Annotated in this window: 12 protein-coding genes; 7 read left to right on the forward strand and 5 right to left on the reverse strand. The window is 71.0% G+C overall.

Annotation, left to right across the window (positions count from 1 at the left end; all coding sequences use genetic code 11):
- Positions 1 to 145: 145 nt before the first annotated feature.
- The 7 genes from IEY86_RS20965 to fxsT all read left to right on the forward strand — a co-directional run bounded on the left by IEY86_RS20965 (position 146) and on the right by fxsT (position 12425).
- Entirely contained in the window at positions 146 to 1507 is a 1362-nt protein-coding gene (locus IEY86_RS20965; RefSeq protein WP_189133326.1) for a protein phosphatase 2C domain-containing protein, read from the forward strand.
- A 120-nt stretch (positions 1508 to 1627) separates the two neighbouring features.
- Positions 1628 to 3370 carry a pyruvate dehydrogenase gene (locus tag IEY86_RS20970; RefSeq protein WP_189133327.1) on the forward strand — a complete coding sequence of 581 codons (1743 nt, stop codon included), beginning with the start codon at positions 1628 to 1630 and terminating at the stop codon, positions 3368 to 3370.
- Between the two features lie 74 nt (positions 3371 to 3444).
- Positions 3445 to 3921 (forward strand): ATP-binding protein, encoded by a 477-nt coding sequence (locus IEY86_RS20975; protein ID WP_308425158.1) that lies wholly within the window; start codon positions 3445 to 3447, stop codon positions 3919 to 3921.
- A 150-nt stretch (positions 3922 to 4071) separates the two neighbouring features.
- Entirely contained in the window at positions 4072 to 5250 is a 1179-nt protein-coding gene (locus tag IEY86_RS20980) for a hypothetical protein (protein WP_189133328.1), read from the forward strand.
- A 70-nt stretch (positions 5251 to 5320) separates the two neighbouring features.
- On the forward strand, positions 5321 to 6763 hold the full coding sequence (locus tag IEY86_RS20985; protein WP_189133329.1) for a VMAP-C domain-containing protein: 1443 nt from the start codon (positions 5321 to 5323) through the stop codon (positions 6761 to 6763).
- On the forward strand, positions 6763 to 7920 hold the full coding sequence (locus IEY86_RS20990) for an AAA family ATPase (RefSeq protein ID WP_229698630.1): 1158 nt from the start codon (positions 6763 to 6765) through the stop codon (positions 7918 to 7920). The genes IEY86_RS20985 and IEY86_RS20990 overlap by 1 nt, the downstream gene beginning before the upstream one ends.
- A 134-nt stretch (positions 7921 to 8054) precedes the next feature.
- Positions 8055 to 12425, forward strand: coding sequence for an FxSxx-COOH system tetratricopeptide repeat protein (gene fxsT / locus IEY86_RS20995; RefSeq protein WP_189133330.1), 4371 nt, complete (start codon positions 8055 to 8057; stop codon positions 12423 to 12425).
- Positions 12426 to 12446: 21 nt separating this feature from the next.
- Here the strand turns inward: fxsT and IEY86_RS21000 are convergent, their stop codons facing one another.
- The 5 genes from IEY86_RS21000 to IEY86_RS21020 form a co-directional block, all read right to left on the reverse strand.
- The gene (locus tag IEY86_RS21000) at positions 12447 to 14300 is read right to left on the reverse strand and encodes an HEXXH motif domain-containing protein (RefSeq protein ID WP_189133331.1); all 1854 of its coding nucleotides are present in this window, start codon (positions 14298 to 14300) and stop codon (positions 12447 to 12449) included.
- 9 nt (positions 14301 to 14309) lie between these two features.
- Positions 14310 to 14474 carry a hypothetical protein gene (locus IEY86_RS21005; RefSeq protein WP_189133332.1) on the reverse strand — a complete coding sequence of 55 codons (165 nt, stop codon included), beginning with the start codon at positions 14472 to 14474 and terminating at the stop codon, positions 14310 to 14312.
- A 124-nt stretch (positions 14475 to 14598) separates the two neighbouring features.
- Entirely contained in the window at positions 14599 to 15798 is a 1200-nt protein-coding gene (locus IEY86_RS21010) for an effector-associated domain 2-containing protein (protein ID WP_189133333.1), read from the reverse strand.
- Between the two features lie 231 nt (positions 15799 to 16029).
- Entirely contained in the window at positions 16030 to 17508 is a 1479-nt protein-coding gene (locus IEY86_RS21015; RefSeq protein WP_189133334.1) for a glutamate-cysteine ligase family protein, read from the reverse strand.
- Between the two features lie 39 nt (positions 17509 to 17547).
- On the reverse strand, positions 17548 to 18801 hold the full coding sequence (locus IEY86_RS21020) for a cation diffusion facilitator family transporter (protein ID WP_189133335.1): 1254 nt from the start codon (positions 18799 to 18801) through the stop codon (positions 17548 to 17550).
- Between the last annotated feature and the right edge of the window lie 104 nt (positions 18802 to 18905).

An 18905-nucleotide genomic window follows, 5' to 3' on the forward strand; every position in this document is an offset into this window, starting at 1 on the left:
CCGCGTCCGTCACGCTCCCCGTGTGGCGGTTCGCGGCCATGGCGCAAACCCGCCGTCGGAGCATCTTCCCTCCAGGTGCGTGTTCTGTGCCAGTCTCCTCGTCGTTCGCCTCCTCACCGGGCCGCCCTCTGTGGACAATAGGTGCATGAGCCAGCAGGGGGACCCGCATCACGGCGAGGACGAGTGGTGGCAGCAGCTCTACGGAGCGGCCCAGCGAGACACCGTTCCCGAGCCGGGCCAGGAGAGCGTCGACAAGCACTTCGACGCCGTGCGGACGGTGATGGACGGGGGACGGACCACGGACGGCGACGACCATCGGGGCGACGACCTCGACGACTTGCCGGACGACGGCCTGCACGACGGTGGCGTGCCGGACGACCGCTCGCCGGACGACGGCCTGCAGGACGACGGCCTGCAGGACGACGACTTCCAGGACGGCGACTTGCGGGAGGACGGCTTCCCGGACACGCCGCCGGGCCCCGTGCCCGAACAGCGCACCGATCCCTACCGGGCGCCCGCGACGCTGCGCCTGCGTACCGTCTCCGCCCCGCAGGGACAGGACCCCGGCCGGGGACGGGACGCCGGTCAGGCGCACGACCCCGGCCGAGGACAGGCGTCCGGCCCGGCGGCGGGGAAGCGGCCCCCGCCCGCCTACGTCGGCGACCGGCCGCCCACTTACGCCCCCGAGCCAACCGCCTGGCCCGCCGCGGATCCCGAGGACATGGAGTCGCTCACCCCCGACACCGTGGTCGACGGCGCCCAGTACGGGCCGCTGACCCTGCGTGCCGCCTCCGTCCGCGGAGACTCCGCCCGCTACCGGGGACAGCCGCGCAGGGACGCCATGCTGACGGTTCGTTTCGGGGAGGGCGACAGCGCACTGCTCCTGCTCGCGGTCGCCTGCGGGGAGCGGACCGGTGAGGATTCCCACCTGGCCGCCCGCGAGGCCTGCCGCTGGATAGCCTCGGCGGTCGGACGGCACAGCGACCGCCTCGCCGAGGACATACGGGCCGCGCGCCGAGGCTCGCTGAAGTCGGGGCTCCAGCGGCTGACCGACCGCTGCCTCGGCCAGCTGCGGCTGCGCGCCCGTGAGCTGGGCTTCGAGCCGGAGGAGTACACCGCCGGACTGCGCTGCCTCCTGCTGCCCGCCGACCGGCAGTGCCGCACCCGGGTGTTCTTCGGCGTCGGCGACGGCGGACTGTTCCGCCTGCGCGACGGGGAGTGGCAGGACCTCGATCCCGTGCGCGACCCGCGGGCCGAGGAGACCGGTGGGGAGGTCCATCGGAGTTTCCGCTTCCGTGCCTCGGTGGGCCGCCCGGGTGACGCACTGCTGCTGTGCACACAGGGGCTGGCCTCGGTCCTGCGCGCGGAGCCCGACCTCGTCGGCCTGCTGGCCGAGCGCTGGTCCGGCGGCACCGCGCCGGGACTGGTCGACTTCCTGCGGGACACCCAGATACGGGCCAAGGGCTACGCCGACGACCGGACGAGCGCCGCCGCCTGGGAGGCATGACGGAACCGTTTGGCGAAGGCCGGTGACGAGGCGGTGCGCCCGAGGTGGTGCCGTCCGGGCTCGCGTGTGTACATGGAGTGAGGTACCCGACACCGCCAGACCCGCCCGGAGGGATGACCGATGGCCAAGCAGACCGTCGCCGAGCAGTTCGTCGACATCCTCGTGCGCGCCGGAGTGCAGCGTCTCTACGGGGTCGTGGGGGACAGCCTCAATCCGGTCGTGGACGCCATTCGGCGCAATGCCGCCATCGACTGGGTGCAGGTGCGCCACGAGGAGGCGGCGGCCTTCGCGGCCGGGGCGCAGGCCCAGCTCACCGGGAGGCTCGCGGTCTGCGCCGGCTCCTGCGGCCCCGGCAACGTCCACCTGATCAACGGTCTCTACGACGCCCACCGCAGCATGGCGCCCGTCCTCGCGCTCGCCTCCCACATCCCCAGCAGTGAGATCGGCACCGGCTACTTCCAGGAGACCCACCCGGACCGGCTGTTCAGCGAGTGCAGCCACTACAGCGAACTCATCTCCAGCCCCGGGCAGATGCCGCGTGTCCTCCAGACCGCCATCCAGCACGCGGTGGGACGTGGCGGGGTCAGTGTCGTGGCGCTGCCCGGCGACATCGCCGCCCAGCAGGCGCCACAGCGCAGCATCGAGCACGCCATGGTCACCGAGCGGCCGACGGCGCGCCCCGGTGACGCCGAGATCGACCGCCTTGCCCGGATGGTCGACGACGCCGACCGGGTCACCCTCTTCTGCGGCAGCGGCACGGCGGGGGCGCACGACGAGGTGATGACCTTCGCCGAGCGGGTGAAGTCCCCTGTGGGGCACGCCCTGCGCGGCAAGGAGCACATCCAGTACGACAACCCCTACGACGTCGGGATGAGCGGTCTGCTCGGCTACGGAGCCGCCTACGAGGCGATGCACGAGTGCGACCTGCTGATCCTGCTCGGCACCGACTTCCCGTACAACGCGTTCCTGCCCGACGACGTGGCGATCGTCCAGGTCGATGTGCGCCCGGAACACCTCGGCCGCCGCTCCAAGCTGGACCTGGCGGTGTGGGGCGATGTCCGGGAGACCCTGCGCTGCCTGACGCCGAGGGTGCGGCCCAAGCAGGACCGCCGGTTCCTGGACCGGATGCTGAACAAGCACGCCGAGGCGCTCGAAGGCGTCATCAAGGCGTACACCCGCAAGGTGGACAAGCACATCCCGATCCACCCGGAGTACGTGGCCTCGATCCTCGACGAGGAGGCCGACGAGGACGCGGTGTTCACCGTGGACACCGGGATGTGCAATGTGTGGGCGGCCCGCTATCTGACGCCCAACGGCAGGCGCCGGGTCATCGGCTCCTTCACCCACGGCTCGATGGCCAACGCCATGCCGCAGGCGATCGGCGCCCAGTTCCTCGACCGCGACCGCCAGATCATCTCCATGTCCGGCGACGGCGGCTTCTCCATGCTGATGGGCGACTTCCTCACCCTCGTCCAGTACCGACTGCCGGTGAAGATCGTCCTGTTCAACAACTCCTCGCTCGGCATGGTGGAGTTGGAGATGCTCGTCGCCGGACTGCCCGCCTACGGCACGCACAACGTCAACCCCGACTTCGCCGCCATCGCCAGGGCCGCCGGCGCCTACGGTGTGCGCGTGGAGAAGCCCAAGCAGTTGCGGGACGCGCTGCGCGGCGCTTTCGACCACAAGGGACCGGCGCTCGTCGACATCGTCACCGATCCCAACGCCCTGTCCATCCCCCCGAAGATCACCGGGGACCAGCTCAGCGGCTTCGCGCTGTCCATGGGCAAGATGGTGCTCGACGGAGGCGTAGGCCGCATGGTGCAGATGGCCCGCTCGAACATCCGGAACATCCCGCGCCCCTGACGCCCACCAGTGCGCGGGGTGGATCTGGCCAAAATGCCCCAGCCGGGACATTGAGGGACTGGACCAACGACCCGATGGGCATCCATCTCGTCAAGATGTTCGACGCGTACTGGACGGGCACGAGTCGGGGAGTGGGGCGAGAAATGGACGCGCCGGGCGTCAGACGGCTGCACAGGTATGTGCAGCGGGCCGACCTCAAGGCGGTCGCCGACGTACGACGCATGCTGCGGGACGCGTTACTGCAGTGGGGCGCCGAGGAGTTGACGGAGACCGCGGAGTTGCTGACCAGCGAACTGGTCACCAACGCGCTCGTCCACACCGACGACGACGCCCTCTTCGTGGCCGTGCTCACCGGGGAGGGCCCGGCCCGCCGCCTGAGAGTGGAGGTCCGCGACGACACTCCCCACCGGGCGTATCTGCGCCATCCCGACGGCTTCGCGGTCTCCGGTCGCGGGCTGCTGCTCGTCCAGAGCCTGGCCGACGCCTGGGGGACGCGAGCGCATGGAGGGGGCAAGGCCATCTGGTTCGAACTCACCGAGAGACCCGACTGAGCCCCTGCGGCTGACTTACTGTCACCGGCACAGCGTCAAAAGCTTGTTGAAGACGACGCCGATCGGAATGGTTTACCACTCCGATGCATTACTCTTCCCTCGCGACCGCGTGCTCGATGAGAGGATTCCCCGGTCGGTGAGGGGGGGTCCATGACGACAGTGGTGTTCATCCATGGCACAGGTGTGCGCGAGCTGCGCTACGGCCAGGCGCTGGACCGCATCCGCCGGGGGCTGTCGCGTCACCGTCCCGACCTGACCGTGAGCCCCTGCTACTGGGGCGGCACCCTGGGCTCGCGCCTCGGAGCCGACGGTCGGTCGGTCCCCGGCCTCGGCCCCGCCGACGACTTCAGCGAGCAGGACCGGGAACGGGCCCGCTGGGCGATGCTGTACGACCGGCCCCTGTACGAGCTGGAACTGCTCGAGGTCGCCGGGGGACGCCCGCCACGGATGACTCCGGGAGGCCGGGAGCCGGGAGCGGAGCTCGCCGAGCGGCTCGAGGCGTGCGCCGAACAGCCCGAGGTGCGTGGGGCGTTCGAGGCAGCGGGACTGGACGAGGGCCCCTCCCCGGCCGTGGCCGCCGTCGCCGGCTCGCGCGCCTGCCGAGCCGCCCTGGCCCGCCTGGAGGAGGACACCGCGGCCGTCCGCGGCATGCTCGCCCGGGCCGTCACCGCCCAGGCGCTGGCCCAGGTCGACGGCGGCCCGGGAACCGTCGACCCCGGCGCACGCGACGCCGTCGTGGGCGCGCTGCTCGACGCCCTCGGCGGCGACGAGTACGGAATCGGCGAGGTCGGGGCGAAGGTCCTGCGGACCGCGGGAGCGCTCGCCCTCCAGTTCGGCGGCGACCGCCTTGTGGTGAACCGGCGCGGCGACTGGACCGAGGAGCGGCATCCCCTGGCGGGGGACGTGATGGCGTATCTCGCCCGCGGGGGAGGGATACGCGACTTCATCGCGGAGCGGGTCCGGGCCGTCGAGGGCCCCGTCGCGCTGCTCGCCCACAGCCTCGGCGGGGTCGCCGCCGTGGACCTCCTCGTCCAACAGGAGCTGCCCCAGGTGGAGTTGCTGGTGACGGTCGGGTCGCAGGCGCCCTTCCTCTACGAGTTGGACGCACTGCCGTGCCTGCCGTTCCCGACCGCCCTGCCCGCCCGCTTCCCCCGCTGGGTCAATGTCTTCGACCGCCGCGACCTCCTGTCGTACCTGGCGCGGCCGGTCTTCCCCGGGAGGGCGGAAGATGTCGAAGTCGACAACGGACAGCCTGTCACCACCGCCCACAGTGGGTACTGGAACAACGAGAGTATCTACCGGTTGCTCGCGAGCGAGGTGCGAGCGTGACCGCCATGATGGGCGTTCGGGGGGCAACGTGCCTGGTCAGGACGGGCGATCGTTTCGGCTCAGGATTTTGATGAAGACGGCTCGCGTGCTCGAGGCATGCCCGACGGTCAAGGACGCGACCAGCAGGCAGCTGTGGCTCGAAATGGTGGAAGAGGAGTTGGGACAGCGGCTCGACCTACGCAATCAGACCCGGCTGCGCCCCCTGGTGGTGGAGCTGACCAGGACATGTGCCGCGATACCCGCCGGGCTGGACGTGCTCGTCGATGTGCTCGCGGCGCTGGAGGGCGAGTCGTCGAGGGAGGTCAGCGGGCTGCGCTCGCTGATGGACGAGTGGAGCGCGGTGGAGTTCTTCGCCGACGCCGACTGGACGCTGCTGCAGCAGACCCTGAACGAGGTCACCGTGCGCGGCCACGTGGCGCTCGGCGAGGCGGCGACGGAGGGGCGCGTCCGCATACCGCCGCGCTGCACCGACGCCTGGACCTGCTTCGCCTTCCTGACGGGCGTCAACAGCCCCTCCGGCACGCTGCCGCCCAGCATGGTCTTCCTCGAACTGCTGGCGGAGCAGATCGAGGACCCGGTCGGCGTGCGCGTGCTGCGGCAGTGGAACCAGCGGTGGGCGCACCGCTGGAACCTCACCGCGGAACTGGAGAACACCCGTTGGCGCCGCTCCCCGGAGAAGCCGGAGCCCGCCTCGACGGCGAGGCTGATCATCCAGCTCGACCCCGACGGTGTGGACCCCGACTCCTACACGCTGTCGTACTGGCAGGAGTGGGACGCCGCCGGCCGGCACTGCGAACGGGGCGAGGACAGGCTGGTGAAGCGGGAGGACCTGGAACTCGTGGTGGAGGAACTGGTCGAGCGGATGGAGGACTCATGGGCCGAGCGGTCGAGTCCCGTGTGGCTGGAGTTCTTCCTTCCGTGGGAGCTTCTCAACGCCCCGGTGGAATGGTGGGCGAAGGAAACGCGTTCTGACTTACCGTCGCCCCTGATCGGCGACTACCCGATCATCGTGCGCAGTCTGGAGAGGCTGCGTATGCGCAAGTGGCACCGTCCCTGGCGGCAGCGGTGGCAGCATCTGACCAACCGCCCGGCCGACAGCCGCGCACACTGGAGCAACCCCGTCGGTGAGGATCATGTGCAGCGCCTGGAGATGGAATTGAAGGCGGACGACCACCTGGTCTCCCTGGTGCTCAGCGAGCCCCCGCTGCCCGACGGCGGCACGGGCCAGCAGGAGGTGCTGGTGGCCCTGCGAGCAGGCCTGCCGGTGATCATATGGAACCGCGAGGACTGCTCCACGGAGGCCTTCCGGGCCGTGGTCGCGGAACTTTTGGCCGATGCGGGTCTGGCCAACCTCCCGGGCCATGCACGACAGTTGAAGCTCGACGCTTCGCGTCTGGATCCCGTGCACCCAGCCAGTCGCGCCGCTAGGAACCTGACAGTTCTCTGGGACGACCCAGGACGGCAACCGGGAGGCCGCGACGCCTCCGGGTTCTTGGGAGAGGGGTGGCGTTGATGACGGGCAACGCTACCGGTGACGCCGCACACCAGGAGCGGCATTCGAACGGGGACACCGCGCGGGCCGGACAGCAGTGGTGGCTGTACCAGGGGACGGGCCTTCCCCTGCCCCGGGATGTGCGCGACGCCAAGTGGCCCGAGCCCCCGCACTGGAGGAACTTCGACGGCGGTCCCGACCTCCCGCCACCCCCGGACGACCGGGCCGAGGTCGACCGCAGGCTCGGTGAGCAGGCCCTTCCGTTCCGTGTGGACCCGCACGAGGTCTCGATGGTGAACGCGGCCCTGTATCTGCGCAGACCGCTCCTCGTGACAGGGCGCCCGGGGTCCGGCAAGTCGAGCCTGGCCTTTCGTATAGCCCGCGAACTGCGGCTGGGCCGCGTGCTCAAGTGGCCGATCACCAGCCGGACAAGGCTTCGTTCGGGTCTGTACGAATTCGACACCGTGGGGAGGGCCCAGGCATCCGGCCAGTACTGGGCCAGGGTGGCCGCGATGGGCGGAGTGGCGGCGCTGTCGGAGTCCGCGGAGGAGGACGAGCCGTCCGGAGCCCGGGCGGACCGGCACGACCACGTGGGCGACTACCTTCACCTGGGTCCGCTGGGGACCGCTCTCCTTCCGCAGAAGCTGCCGAGGGTCCTCCTCATCGACGAGCTGGACAAAAGCGACATAGATCTGCCGAACGACCTGCTCAACATCTTCGAGGACGGGGAGTTCGCCGTCCCGGAACTCGTTCGGGTGAGGGATCGTACCCCCGAGGTGAACGTCCATTCCGCAGATCCGAACAGAAGGGTCCAGGTCAGGGATGGAATTGTTCGGTGTCATGCGTTTCCGGTCGTCGTTATTACATCCAATGGCGAAAGGGAGTTTCCGGCTCCGTTCCTCCGCCGCTGTCTGACACTGGAAATGAGCGATCCCGATGAGGAAGCATTGGCCGCCATGGTGGCAGCGCACTTCCCCTCCGGGCTCGATGAATCGGCCACGGACCTGATCAGGGCCTTCCTCAGCCGGGGGGAGCGGGTGGGCGGCCTCGCCGCCGACCAGCTGTTGAACGCCGTGTACCTCGCGACCTCGGGCGGGATCCGCACCGACCACGACGACGAGACCTGGCAGGCCGTACTCGAGGCGATCTGGCACCGGCTGTCACCGGCAGGGCCCTGATGGCCCCGGAAGGAAGGCGCCCCCCGATCGCGCCCGCGGACGAAGTGGCCGGGTCGCCTCACCGCGGCATGAACCGGGGTGCGCGTCGCCACGCCTCCGGCCGGAGGACATCGGCCGATCCCCTGTGGTACGAGGTGGCGGACGCCCTCTGGCTCGCCGAGCGGATCGCCGCGGCCGACAGCCCCCGGCCTGCCGAACCGCACTCCGACGAGCCGGAGGAGGGCGGCAGTTCCGACGTCCCGGACGATCCCGGCCCCGCCGCCGACGAGCCGTCCTGGCCGTCGGCGGGGAGCGAAGCCTCCGACGCCCCGACGCCCGGCCACCTGCCACCGGACGTACCCGGCCGGCCGCCACCGGAGACGACCGCGACGGCGCCCTCGACCGCCACCGGCCGCGTTCGGCCCGGCGGAAGGAGTGGAAGCCCCCCTCCCCCGGGCCGGTTACGCGGTCCCGGAGGGCGGCGCGGCCATCGCGGCCTGGCCGTCGACCCGCTGATCCGCGCCGTGCGTCCGTTGCGCCAGACCGTGGAGTCCGTTCACGAGTTCAGGCTCGACGAGGAGGCCACGGCGGAATGCATGGCGGCCGACCCCGCCATGTGGACCCCGGTGTGCGAACCGGAGGAAGAACTCCGCTCCGAGGTCGTCCTCGTCGTCGACGCCGGCCCCACGATGCTGATCTGGCAGGAGACCGTCGCGCAATTGGACGAACTCCTCGTGAGGTCCGGAAGCTTCAGGTCCACCCGGGTGCGGCGGCTGCGCACGGACTCCTCCATTCCCGAGGACGTGACCCTGCTGTCGTCGTCCGTGCCGGGGGTGGGATACGACCCCGGGGAACTCATCGATCCCACCGGCCGCCGTATCGTCCTCGTGCTCACGGACGGCTTGGCGCCCGCCTGGGACTCCCAGGCCGTGCTGCCACTGCTGCAACGGTGGGGGAGGGTGATGCCCGTCGCCGTCGTGCACCTCCTCCCGTCCACCCTGTGGCACCGCTCGGGGCTGGACCCCCAACGACTCGGCCTGCGGGCCACTTCGCCGTGGCAACCCAACTCCCGGCTCGACTGGGTCTCCAGGGGCATACCGCGGGATCTGCTCGACCCGGTGGCCCAGCCGGTCCCCGACGGCGCTGTCCCCGTCCCCGTGCTGGAGCTCGACCCGCGCTGGCTGCGGGCATGGGTCGGCCTGCTCGTCGGCGGCCGCGCGGAGTGGACGACCATGACGGGTGTGCTGGCCGGGCCGTGGAAGGGCCCCAGGGACGCCGCTCGGGCGGCGCCGGTGCCGGAGGCGACGGCGCTGGAGAAGGTCCTGTCCTTCCGCGCGCAGGCGACCCCGGAGGCGTTCATGCTTGCCGCCCGGCTCGCCGCGGCGCCCCTGCGGCTGCCCGTCATCAAGAGGGTGCAGGAGCGGCTCGTCCCGGCTTCGCGGGCCTCGCACGTGAGCGAGTTGCTCATGAGTCCCCTGGTGTCCGCCTCTTCCGGCGAGGGAGCGCCCGGCTTCGCGTTCGACTTCGCCCCCGGGGTGCGCGAGGAACTGCTGGCGACCGCTCGCCGTGCCGAGACCGTCCGGGTGCTCAAGACCGTGGCCGACGCCATGGAGGAGTGCGGCGGGGGATACTCCCCCGACCTGGTGGAGGCGCTGACCACACCGGGGACCGCTTCGGCCCCTCGGGTCACGCAGAGCAGCGCGCCCCTGCTGCGGATCGAGCAGCAAGTGATGCAGGCGATGTCGGGGCAGCACCTCAGTCGGGCCCGGCAGCTCTCGGAACTTCTCGGGGATCCGGCCGCTCCCGGCGGCTCTGCACCATCCGGGGTGTCTTCCGGCGACACGGCTCCAGACCGTGACCCGGACCGCAGATCACCTGAGAAAGTGAGCCGGCCCCACGGCTCGTCGGGCGCGCAGTTCGCCGCGGACCGGCAACCGTCCACGAGCCTCCGCGCGACCGGTCAGGAGGCCCAAACGAACACTGGAGGGACGCAAGTGACTCAGACCACCGCGGAGCCGACCGCGGAGCGGCGGTACTCAACCGGGCGGCCGGCGGTGTGGGGCAACATCCCGCAACGCAACCCCAATTTCACCGGCCGCGAAGAGCTCCTGGCTGCCCTGCGAGAGCGGCTGGAGGCAGGCACCACCGCGGTCCTGCCCGAGGCCCTGCACGGCATGGGCGGTGTAGGCAAGTCCCAGTTGGCAGTTGAATACGTATACCGCCATCAAGCCGATTACGACGTCATTTGGTGGATTCCCTCCGAGCGCAAGGCGCAGGCCGCCCAGGCGCTGGTGGAGCTGGCCCAGCAGATGCGCCTGCCGGTGAAGGGCGAGGCCAACCAGGCGGTGCCCGCGCTTCGGGAGGCGCTTCGCCGGGGAGAGCCCTACGAGCGATGGCTCCTTGTCTTCGACAACGCCGAAAGTCCGGACACTGTGCGGGAGTTCTTCCCACAGGGAGGATCCGGGTCGATTCTCGTGACATCACGCAATCTGCAGTGGGGCAGCGTGGCACGCCCCCTCGAAGTCGACGTGTTCGCGCGCGAGGAGAGCAAGTCACTGCTGCGCCGCCGTGATCCCGGCCTCACCGAGGAGGAGTCGGAGCGGCTCGCCGTCGCGCTGGGAGACCTGCCCCTCGCCGTGGAGCAGGCGGCAGCCTGGCGCGCGGAGACCGGGATGCCCGCGGACGAATACCTGCGGCTGTTCGAGCAGAAGCGCACCGAACTGCTCGAGGTCTCCCCGCCGTTGGACTACCAGCTGCCCGTCGCCGCGGCCTGGAACGTCTCGCTCGACCAGATCGAGCTGCGCAACCCGGCGGCGCTGCAGCTCCTCCAGGTCGCCTCGTTCCTCGCTCCCGAGCCCGTGGCGCGGTCCCTGTTCTCCAGCGCCCGCAACGCCTCCATCGCGCCCGAGCTGGACGCGGCCCTGAGGGATCCGCTGCGACTCGCCCGAGCCATCAGGGAGATCAACCGCTACTCCTTGGCGCGCATCGACCACCGGAAGAACTCCATTCAGATGCACCGGCTGGTCCAGGCGGTGCTCCTGAGCCGGATGACCGAGGAGGAGCGCGACACGATGCTCCGCGGAGCCCGCGCGCTCATCGCCTCCGGCGACCCGAACAACCCCGAGTCGGCCGAGGCCTGGCCCCGCTACGCCGAGCTGTACCCCCACGTGGTCGCCTCCAAGGCGGAGGAGTCCGACGACCCCTGGGTCCGCGAGCTTGTCATGAACACCGCCAAGTACTTGTACCGGTGGGGCGAGCACGAAGAGGCCAGGGCGTTCTCCCAGCGCGCCTACGAGACCTGGAAGCGGGAGCGGGGCGAGGAGGACGAGTCCACACTCGTCATGGCCCAGTGGCTGGGCTTCATGCTCTTCGCCGTCGGCCGCTACAGGGAGGCGGCCGAGCTCAACGCGCACACGCTGAGCATCTACGAGGAGACCGTCCCCGAGGACCGCGAGGACGCCCTCGAGGCCATCGGAGCCGTGGCCATCGACCACCGGGTCCAGGGCGACTTCGCCCGCGCCCTGGAGCTGTCGGAGACCGTCTACACCCGGTCGATGCACGCCTTCGGTGAGGACGACCCCACGACGCTGAACGCGGCGCACAACCTCGCCGTGAGTCTGCGTCTGGCCGGAGAGTTCGCGCGCGCCCGCGACCTCGACGACGAGACATGGCAGCGCAAGGTCCAGGTCTTCGGCGAGGACCACGAGCTGAGCCTGATCACCCGTGCCGGCCTCACCATCGACCGGCGTGAGCTGGGCGACTACGTGGAGGCGCGCAAGGAGCAGGAGGACAGCGTCCAGAAGTACCGCCAGCTCATGGGCGACGGACACCCCGGCACCCTGCGGGCGGAGCGCCACCTGTCGGTCGCGTTGCGCAAGGCGGGAGCACACGAGCAGGCACGCGAGCTGTCCGACGCGGTGACGAGGAAGTTCACGGCCCGCTACGGCGTCGAGCACCCCGACACCACCGCTGCTGCCCTGAACCACTCGGTGGACCTGCGGCAGACCGGCGACCTGGCGGCGGCGAAGGAGCGGGGCCAGGAACTCCTCGAGCGCTACACCGGAACCCTGGGGGAAGAGCATCCGCACACCGTCTCCACCGCGGTCAACCTGGCCATCACGCTGCGGCTGATGGGCGAGCTCGAAGCCGCGCTGCGCATGGACGAGAAGGCCCTCGAGACCTTCCGCCTGCGTTTGTCGGACGACCACCCCTCGACTCTGGTGTGCCGCACCAACCTGGCCAGCGACCTCTACGCGCTGGGTGAGTTCGACCGAGCCCTGGAGCTCGACACCGACACCCTGGAGCGGTCCACCAGGGTGCTGGGTGAGTCCCACCCCTCGACCCTCGCCATCGCGCTCAACCGTGCCCTGGACCTGCGGGCGCTGCGCCACACGCAGGAGGCCGAGGAACTGCACGCAAGGGCTCTGGCCGGGTTCCAGGGGGTGCTGGGCAGCGACCACCCGGCCACCATGGCGGCCTCGGGGTGGATGAGGGCCGACTGCGACATCGACCCGATGCCGCTGTGACCCGGCCGGCCGGGCGCTGGGTCAACCGGCGTCCGGCCGCAGGGCAGGCCCGAGCCACAGGGCCAGCTCCCGTACCGAAGGGGTCTTTCCGGCCTCACTGAGGATCGCCTGCCGCACCGCTCGGACGAGTTCCGGGCGGTGCAGCAGTATGTGGTCGCTGTCACCCGTCCCGTGCAGGCACATGGCCAGCCCCGCCAGGTGCGGCGGCGAGTCGGGACGCTCCACCAAAGCGGCCTCGTAGCGTTCGCCCGCCTCTTCCAGGTCGCCGGACACGTAGTCGAGGTCCGCCGGAACGGCGCCGGACACCTGCTGCCCGGGGTTCGGATCGGCACGCAGACGGCGGAATTCGACGGGGTCGACCAGCTGGAGCCTTGCCAGCACCGCGCGAGTGTCGAGCCACTGCGCACGCGGGTCGGATACGACACGGGATTGTTCAACGCTTGTGAGCGGCAAGGGCACCGCCTGGCCCCGGGACCAGGCTCGAGCCAGCTCGGCCACGAGCTCGCGGTCGGGTCGAAGATGCCACAGGCGCCAGCTGATCCGGTGGTCCACAGCCGCCGCCTCGGCGGCCGACAGCACGTTGGCGGGCACCGGTTCGGTCTGCCAGGAGGCCAGCCGTTGCGACAAGGTGTCCACGAGATGCCGGCCGTAGTCCGTGAGTTCGGGGCGTTCCTGGAGAATCCGCAGGGCGGAGAGCGTCTGACGCCTCCACAGGGCGAACTCGTATTGAGCGAGGTCGGCCTCGGGTCCGCTCAGCCGCGTTCGGCGCTCCCGCCAGAAGCAGGTGACTCCGGAGAAGGCGTAGACGCCCTGCAGGAGTCCCTTGGCGGGGCGGGGATCGTCCCGCCAAGGGGCGTACAACGGCTCCGGCCCGGCGTCGCCGTCGCAGAGGTCGACCAGCCTCTGGAGGCCGTTGAGCTTGATGTGCTGGAACTCGTGGATCAGGGTCACCGCCAACTCGGACGCGGTGCCCGGCTGGGAGGCGAGGGCCGAGCCGAATGCGTCGGCTCCGGAGGCACTGTAGACGCGGAAACGTTCCCCCTGATACACGGGAACGATCTCCTTCAGGCCGCGGGCGAGAGTCTCAGCGGCCGCGGGCTGTTCCTCGTTCAGGAGCGACCACGCCTCGTCGAACAGCTCACGCCACCTGTCCACCGCGGCGGGAGGACACCTTTGCGCCAACGTGGGCACCTGGAGCGCCCGATACGGATCCAGGTCGTCGAACGCAATGTCGATGGACCGTGCGCGCGCCTGTGCCCTGAGCCTGCGCACGCTCTGCCAGCCCGGCGCGTCGTCGCGCGGATTCGGCGGCAGTTCGACGACATGAGCGTCCACCCGGACCGTGGTCGGCCCGGCGGCGCGGCGCGCCCTGGCGATTCCCCAGAGAGTCTTGCCGCGAGGTGGCATCGACGCCCCGCCGAGCGAGGGAAGCACCGCCAGTTCGCCGTACACGGGGATGCTCATATGGAAATCCAGCCCCGCCAGTGTCGCGGCGGCGGCGGCCAGGGCGTGCAGGTAGCCGACCTCTGCCCACAGTGGCGCCGGCGTCGCGGGAGCGGCACCGTGAAGTCGGCGCAGGACATGCGCGCACCATCTCCCTACCTGCGGCGTGAGCAGCAGTGATTCCACAGCCTCGGGGGCCTGCTGATGCGACCGCACGAGCAGCGTCCAGGCGTGGTCCACGGAAGGCAGCCGCCCGGTGGCGCCCGGGCGCTCGCGGGCACTGCGCAGCAGGGCATAGAGCATGAGCATGCGATGGCTGCGCTCGGCGGCCAGCAGCGCGTCGATTGCCTCCGCGCCGGCATCGCCTGCCGCGAAAGCGGTGAAATGGTCGACGATCAGGCGGTGCCGCTGGAACCCAGGGTCGGAGTCCACCACGCCGGGCTAGGAATTCGAGCCGGCGACGCTGTTCTGTGGGTCGGCTATCTGCTGGAGAAGACGGGCCATGGCAGGCGCGAGAATCCGGTCGTCCTGCATGTCCAGAACTTCAATGCTGACCCCTGTCAGATCGACGAGATCGGACTCTATTGCCGCCTGGGGCAGATCCATCGTGCCGACTCCTCCTTCTGCGGCCCGAGTCGCCATCGCGCCGCTCGTTCCATGATGTGCCAACTCCCCAAGCTGGGGAAGACCGAGTCCAGGCCACGAACCACGGGCGGACGAAGGGTGGCGGTCACCTTTCCGCATGGTTCATCAACTCCGCGGCGGCAGCGTCCACTTGCTCAATGGCAGCCGAGCCGTTCGCAAAGAATCGGACGGATTCCACCAGTTCCTCCAGGGCTCCTGGGTACCGCAGACAGGTGCGAACGATGTCCAGCGTGTCCGTGCGGGCGGCCGGGTGCCGGCGGACCGAGGCGTAGACCTCGAGGCGCAGCAGTCCCAACACCTGTTCACGGGCGGCCGGTTCGGTCATGGCGGGAAGCTCGAGCAGTGCCTCCACGAACGCCGTCAGCGCACGGAGCGGCGGCGCGGAGGTGGCGGCGGGCCCGCCCGCGGCTCGCTGCCTCGGGTCGGACGGCGGCTCCCGCAGCACCTGTCCCACATCCCCGGCGGGGCTCCGGTGCCAGAAGTATGTGGGGGTCTGCCGTGTCCGCCCCTGTTCCCGCAAGGCGGTGAAGCGGCGGTTGAGGGTGGTGGTCAGCTCGTGCGGGTCCGGGAGCCACGACCCTCCTGCGGGGGTGGGGGCAGGGGTCTGGAGGAGGTCGAGCACCTCGCGGCTGAACAGGCCGCCGCGCGGGCTGCCCCGGTTGATCGCCGACTGGCCGGGGCCCGCGGCGAAGAGGACGAACTGCTCGCGGCCCGGGACGGACAGGCCCGCCGCCGGGGTCTCCAACGGCAGGGTGCGGTCGAGCGACTGAGGGTCGGCGAAGCGCTGGCACGCGTCGATCAGCCACATCTGCCGCTGGAAGGAGGGGATGAGGTCGGTGCGGAACGAGGCGAGGGTCGGGTCGACCGCCAGATTGGTCCGGTCCTCGTCCGAGGCGTCGGCGTGGAACAGCCGTTTGTCGCCATGGATGTCGACGGCGCCGTGTCCCATCCACACCACGCACAGCAAGTCGCCCCGCTCGGCCGTAAGTTGACGGAAGAGTACTTCGTGGACGTGTTGACGCCGCGCGGGCGTCACCGCGAGGGACAGGCGTGACTGGTCGAGCAGATGGGTGTTGGCCGGCAGCGGGGAGGCCAGCAGCCTGATCCGCTCCGGCGGCACGCCGCGGTCGAGGAACCACCGGGTGAAGGCGAGGGCGTCCCTCACCGGCCCGTCGAGACTCCAGGCGGAACCGGCCGCGTAGACCTCGGCGGCCACGACGACCACGCTGGTGCGCGCCGGATCGGTGTTTCGCCACTCGGAGGCGGCCGGTGAGTCGGGGGACACAGGAGTGGTCCTTCCCCTGTCCCGGCTCCGCGAAGCGCGCCGGTGCCGGCTGGGAAGTCCGCGACCGGAGAGTCACGACGGCGGTACTCGTCGGCCGAGGGTCCGCCGGTGCCCGCCGAGAAGCCGCCGGTGGCAGCCGCGGGCCTGCGGGCCTGCGCCCGTCGGCGGCACCGGAGGACTGGCGCCGACGGCGGCGCCGGGGCTCGCCGACTCCCGCCGAAAGGCCGCCTGTCAGCCGATCGGCCAGGAGTGCACCGGCTCATTGGTGTGCATGTGCTCCAGATACCGCAGGGTCATCCTGCGCAGGGCCTCGTGCCGGTCCACGCCCTCGCCGCGCTCGATCGCCTCGGTGGTCTCCATCTGCCACGCCGCGCCGTTGCGGCCGGTCAGGCAGCGCTGCTCGATGATGCCGAGCAGCGGGTCGCGCCACGCCGCGTCGATGCCGGAGCGCTCCAGGCCCTCGTGGGCCAGCGGCAGCAGTCGGCGCAGGACCAGTTCGGCCGCCGGGACCACACCGACGCCCGGCCAGTACAGACGCGACTCGATGCCGTGGCGGGCGCCCGCGTGCAGATTGTCCTCGGCCGCCGAGAACGACATCCGCGTCCACATCGGCCGCTCGTCCTCGGCCAGGGCGCGGGTGAGCCCGTAGTAGAAGGCGCCATTGGCGGCGACGTCGGCCACGGAGGGACCGGCGGGCAGCACACGGTTCTCCACCCGAAGGTGCGGCTTGCCGTCGACGACCGCGTACACCGGGCGGTTCCAGCGGTAGACCGTTCCGTTGTGCAGGGTCAGCTCCGAAAGTTCGGGGATGTCACCGTTCTCCAGCGTCCGCCGAGGGTCCTCGTCGTCGCAGATGGGCAGCAGCGCCGGGAAGTAGCGCGCGTTCTCCTCGAACAGGTCGAAGACCGAGGTGATCCAGCGCTCGCCGAACCACACCCGGGGCCGCACACCCTGGAGCTTCAGCTCCTCGGCACGGGTGTCGGTGGCCTGCTCGAACAGCGGGATCCGCGTCTCGTGCCAGAGCCGTTTGCCGAACAGGTACGGCGAGTTGGCGGCCAGGGCGACCTGGACGCCCGCGACGAGCTGGGCGGCGTTCCAGTAGTCGGCGAACTCGTCGGGGCTGACCTGGAGATGGAACTGCGCACTGGTGCACGCGGCCTCCGGGGTGATGCTGTCCGCGTAGACGTGCAGGCGCTCCACCCCGTCCAGGGACAGGCGCAGGTCCTCCCCGCGGGCGGCGAAGACCTGCTCGTTGAGGAGGTGGTAGCGGGGGTTCTCCGACAGGGCGCCCGGACCGACGTCGTCCTGCGTCAGCGTCGGCAGGATGCCGATCATGATCAGATGCGCTCCGAGCGCGCCCGCCCGCCTCTCGGCGTGGTTGAGGGCGTCGCGGATCTCCTGCTCCCAGGCGGCGGGGCCACCGGTCGACAGGCGGCGGGGCGGGATGTCGATCTCCAGATTGAACCGGCCCAGCTCGGTCGACCAGGCGGGATCGGCTATGGCCTCGAGCACCTCGTGGTTGCGCATGGCGGGTTCGGCGTCCTCGTGCACGAGGTTCAACTCGATCTCGAGGCCGACCTGCGGGCGCTCGAAGTCGAAGCGCGACTCGCGCAGCATCCTCTCCAGGACATCGAGGCACACATGCACCTTGTCCCGGTAGCGGCGTCGGTCCTCGCGGGTGAATTCGAGCGCCGGGACATCGCGTCCCATGTGCCCTCCCGAGACTTCTCGGCGGCAGGGCCCCTGGTCTCAGCGTCCCACGGCCCGCCCGCCCGGGCCAGTGATGGCCGCCCCCCGGGTGAATCCGGGGTGGGCGAATGCGGGGTGGGCGCGAATGTGGTGGGCGAGAACGCGGTGGTGGTCGTCGCCGCCCGGCCGGGAGAGCGGGTCGGCGTGCACCGTGGCGGCCATGAGCCGGGGCACCGCGTGGATCAGGGCGTGCTCGGCCGCCGCGGCGACCGCGTGGGCCTCCACCACGGTGAGGGTGTCGTCGACCAGGATCTCCGCCTCGGCCCGCATCCGGTGCCCGATCCACCGCAGCCGCACCGCTCCGAGGCCGCGCACTCCGTCCACCGCGACGAGGGCGGACTCGGCTGTGTCGACCAGTTCCGGGTCGACCGCGTCCATCAGCCGCCGCAATACCTCCCGGGCGGCACCCCACAGCACGGCCACGATCGCGGCGGTGATCGCCAGGCCGACCACGGGGTCCGCCCACCGCCACCCGAGGGCGGCCCCACCCGCGCCCAGCAGTACGGCCAATGAGGTGAAAGCGTCGCCACGGGCGTGCATCCCGTCCGCGACCAGGGCCGCCGAGCCCATCCGCCGACCGGTGCGGATGCGGTAGCGGGCCACCCACTCGTTCCCGGCGAAGCCGGCCACCGCGGCCGCGGCCACCGCCGGCAGGTGGGTGACGTCGTGCGGGTGGAGAAGCCGGTCCGCGGCCTCGTACCCGGCGAACGCGGCCGAGGCTGCGATGGTGAGCACGATCGCGATCCCGGCCAGGTCCTCGGCGCGCCCGTATCCGTAGGTGAAGCGGCGGCCGGCGGCCCGGCGGCCCAGGAGGAACGCGACCGCGAGGGGCAGGGAGGTCAGGGCGTCGGCCGCATTGTGGACGGTGTCGCCGAGCAGCGCCACCGACCCGGACGAGACGGCGACCAGCGCCTGGACCGCGGCGGTCACCCCGAGGACGGTGAGGGAGATCCACAGCGTGCGCAGGCCCTCGGCGGAGGATTCCAGCGCGGAGTCCACCTTGTCGCCGGGGTCGTGCGAGTGCGGCCGGAAGGGATGCAGGAGCGCGTGCAGCCGGCCGCGGTGAGCGTGGTCATGGCCGCGGTCGTGCGGGTGGCCGTGGGCGCGTCGGCGCGCGCGGCCGCCTTCGTGATCACGACCGCGGGCGTGCTCGTGCGGGTGGCCGTGCTCGTGGGCGTGGGGGTGGCCGTGGGCTTGGGGGTGGCCGTGGGCGTCGGGGTGGGCGTCGCCGTGAGGATGCTCATGACCGTGCATGCCATCACCGTGGCATGCGAAGTCCGTTGCAGCCACTGCCGTTCAAACGACCGTGGGCAGCTGCGATGTCCTCGCAACTGCCCACGTCATGCCTCGGTGCCCTC

The organism is Wenjunlia tyrosinilytica, assembly GCF_014646055.1.
Classification (GTDB): Bacteria; Actinomycetota; Actinomycetes; order Streptomycetales; family Streptomycetaceae; genus Wenjunlia; species Wenjunlia tyrosinilytica.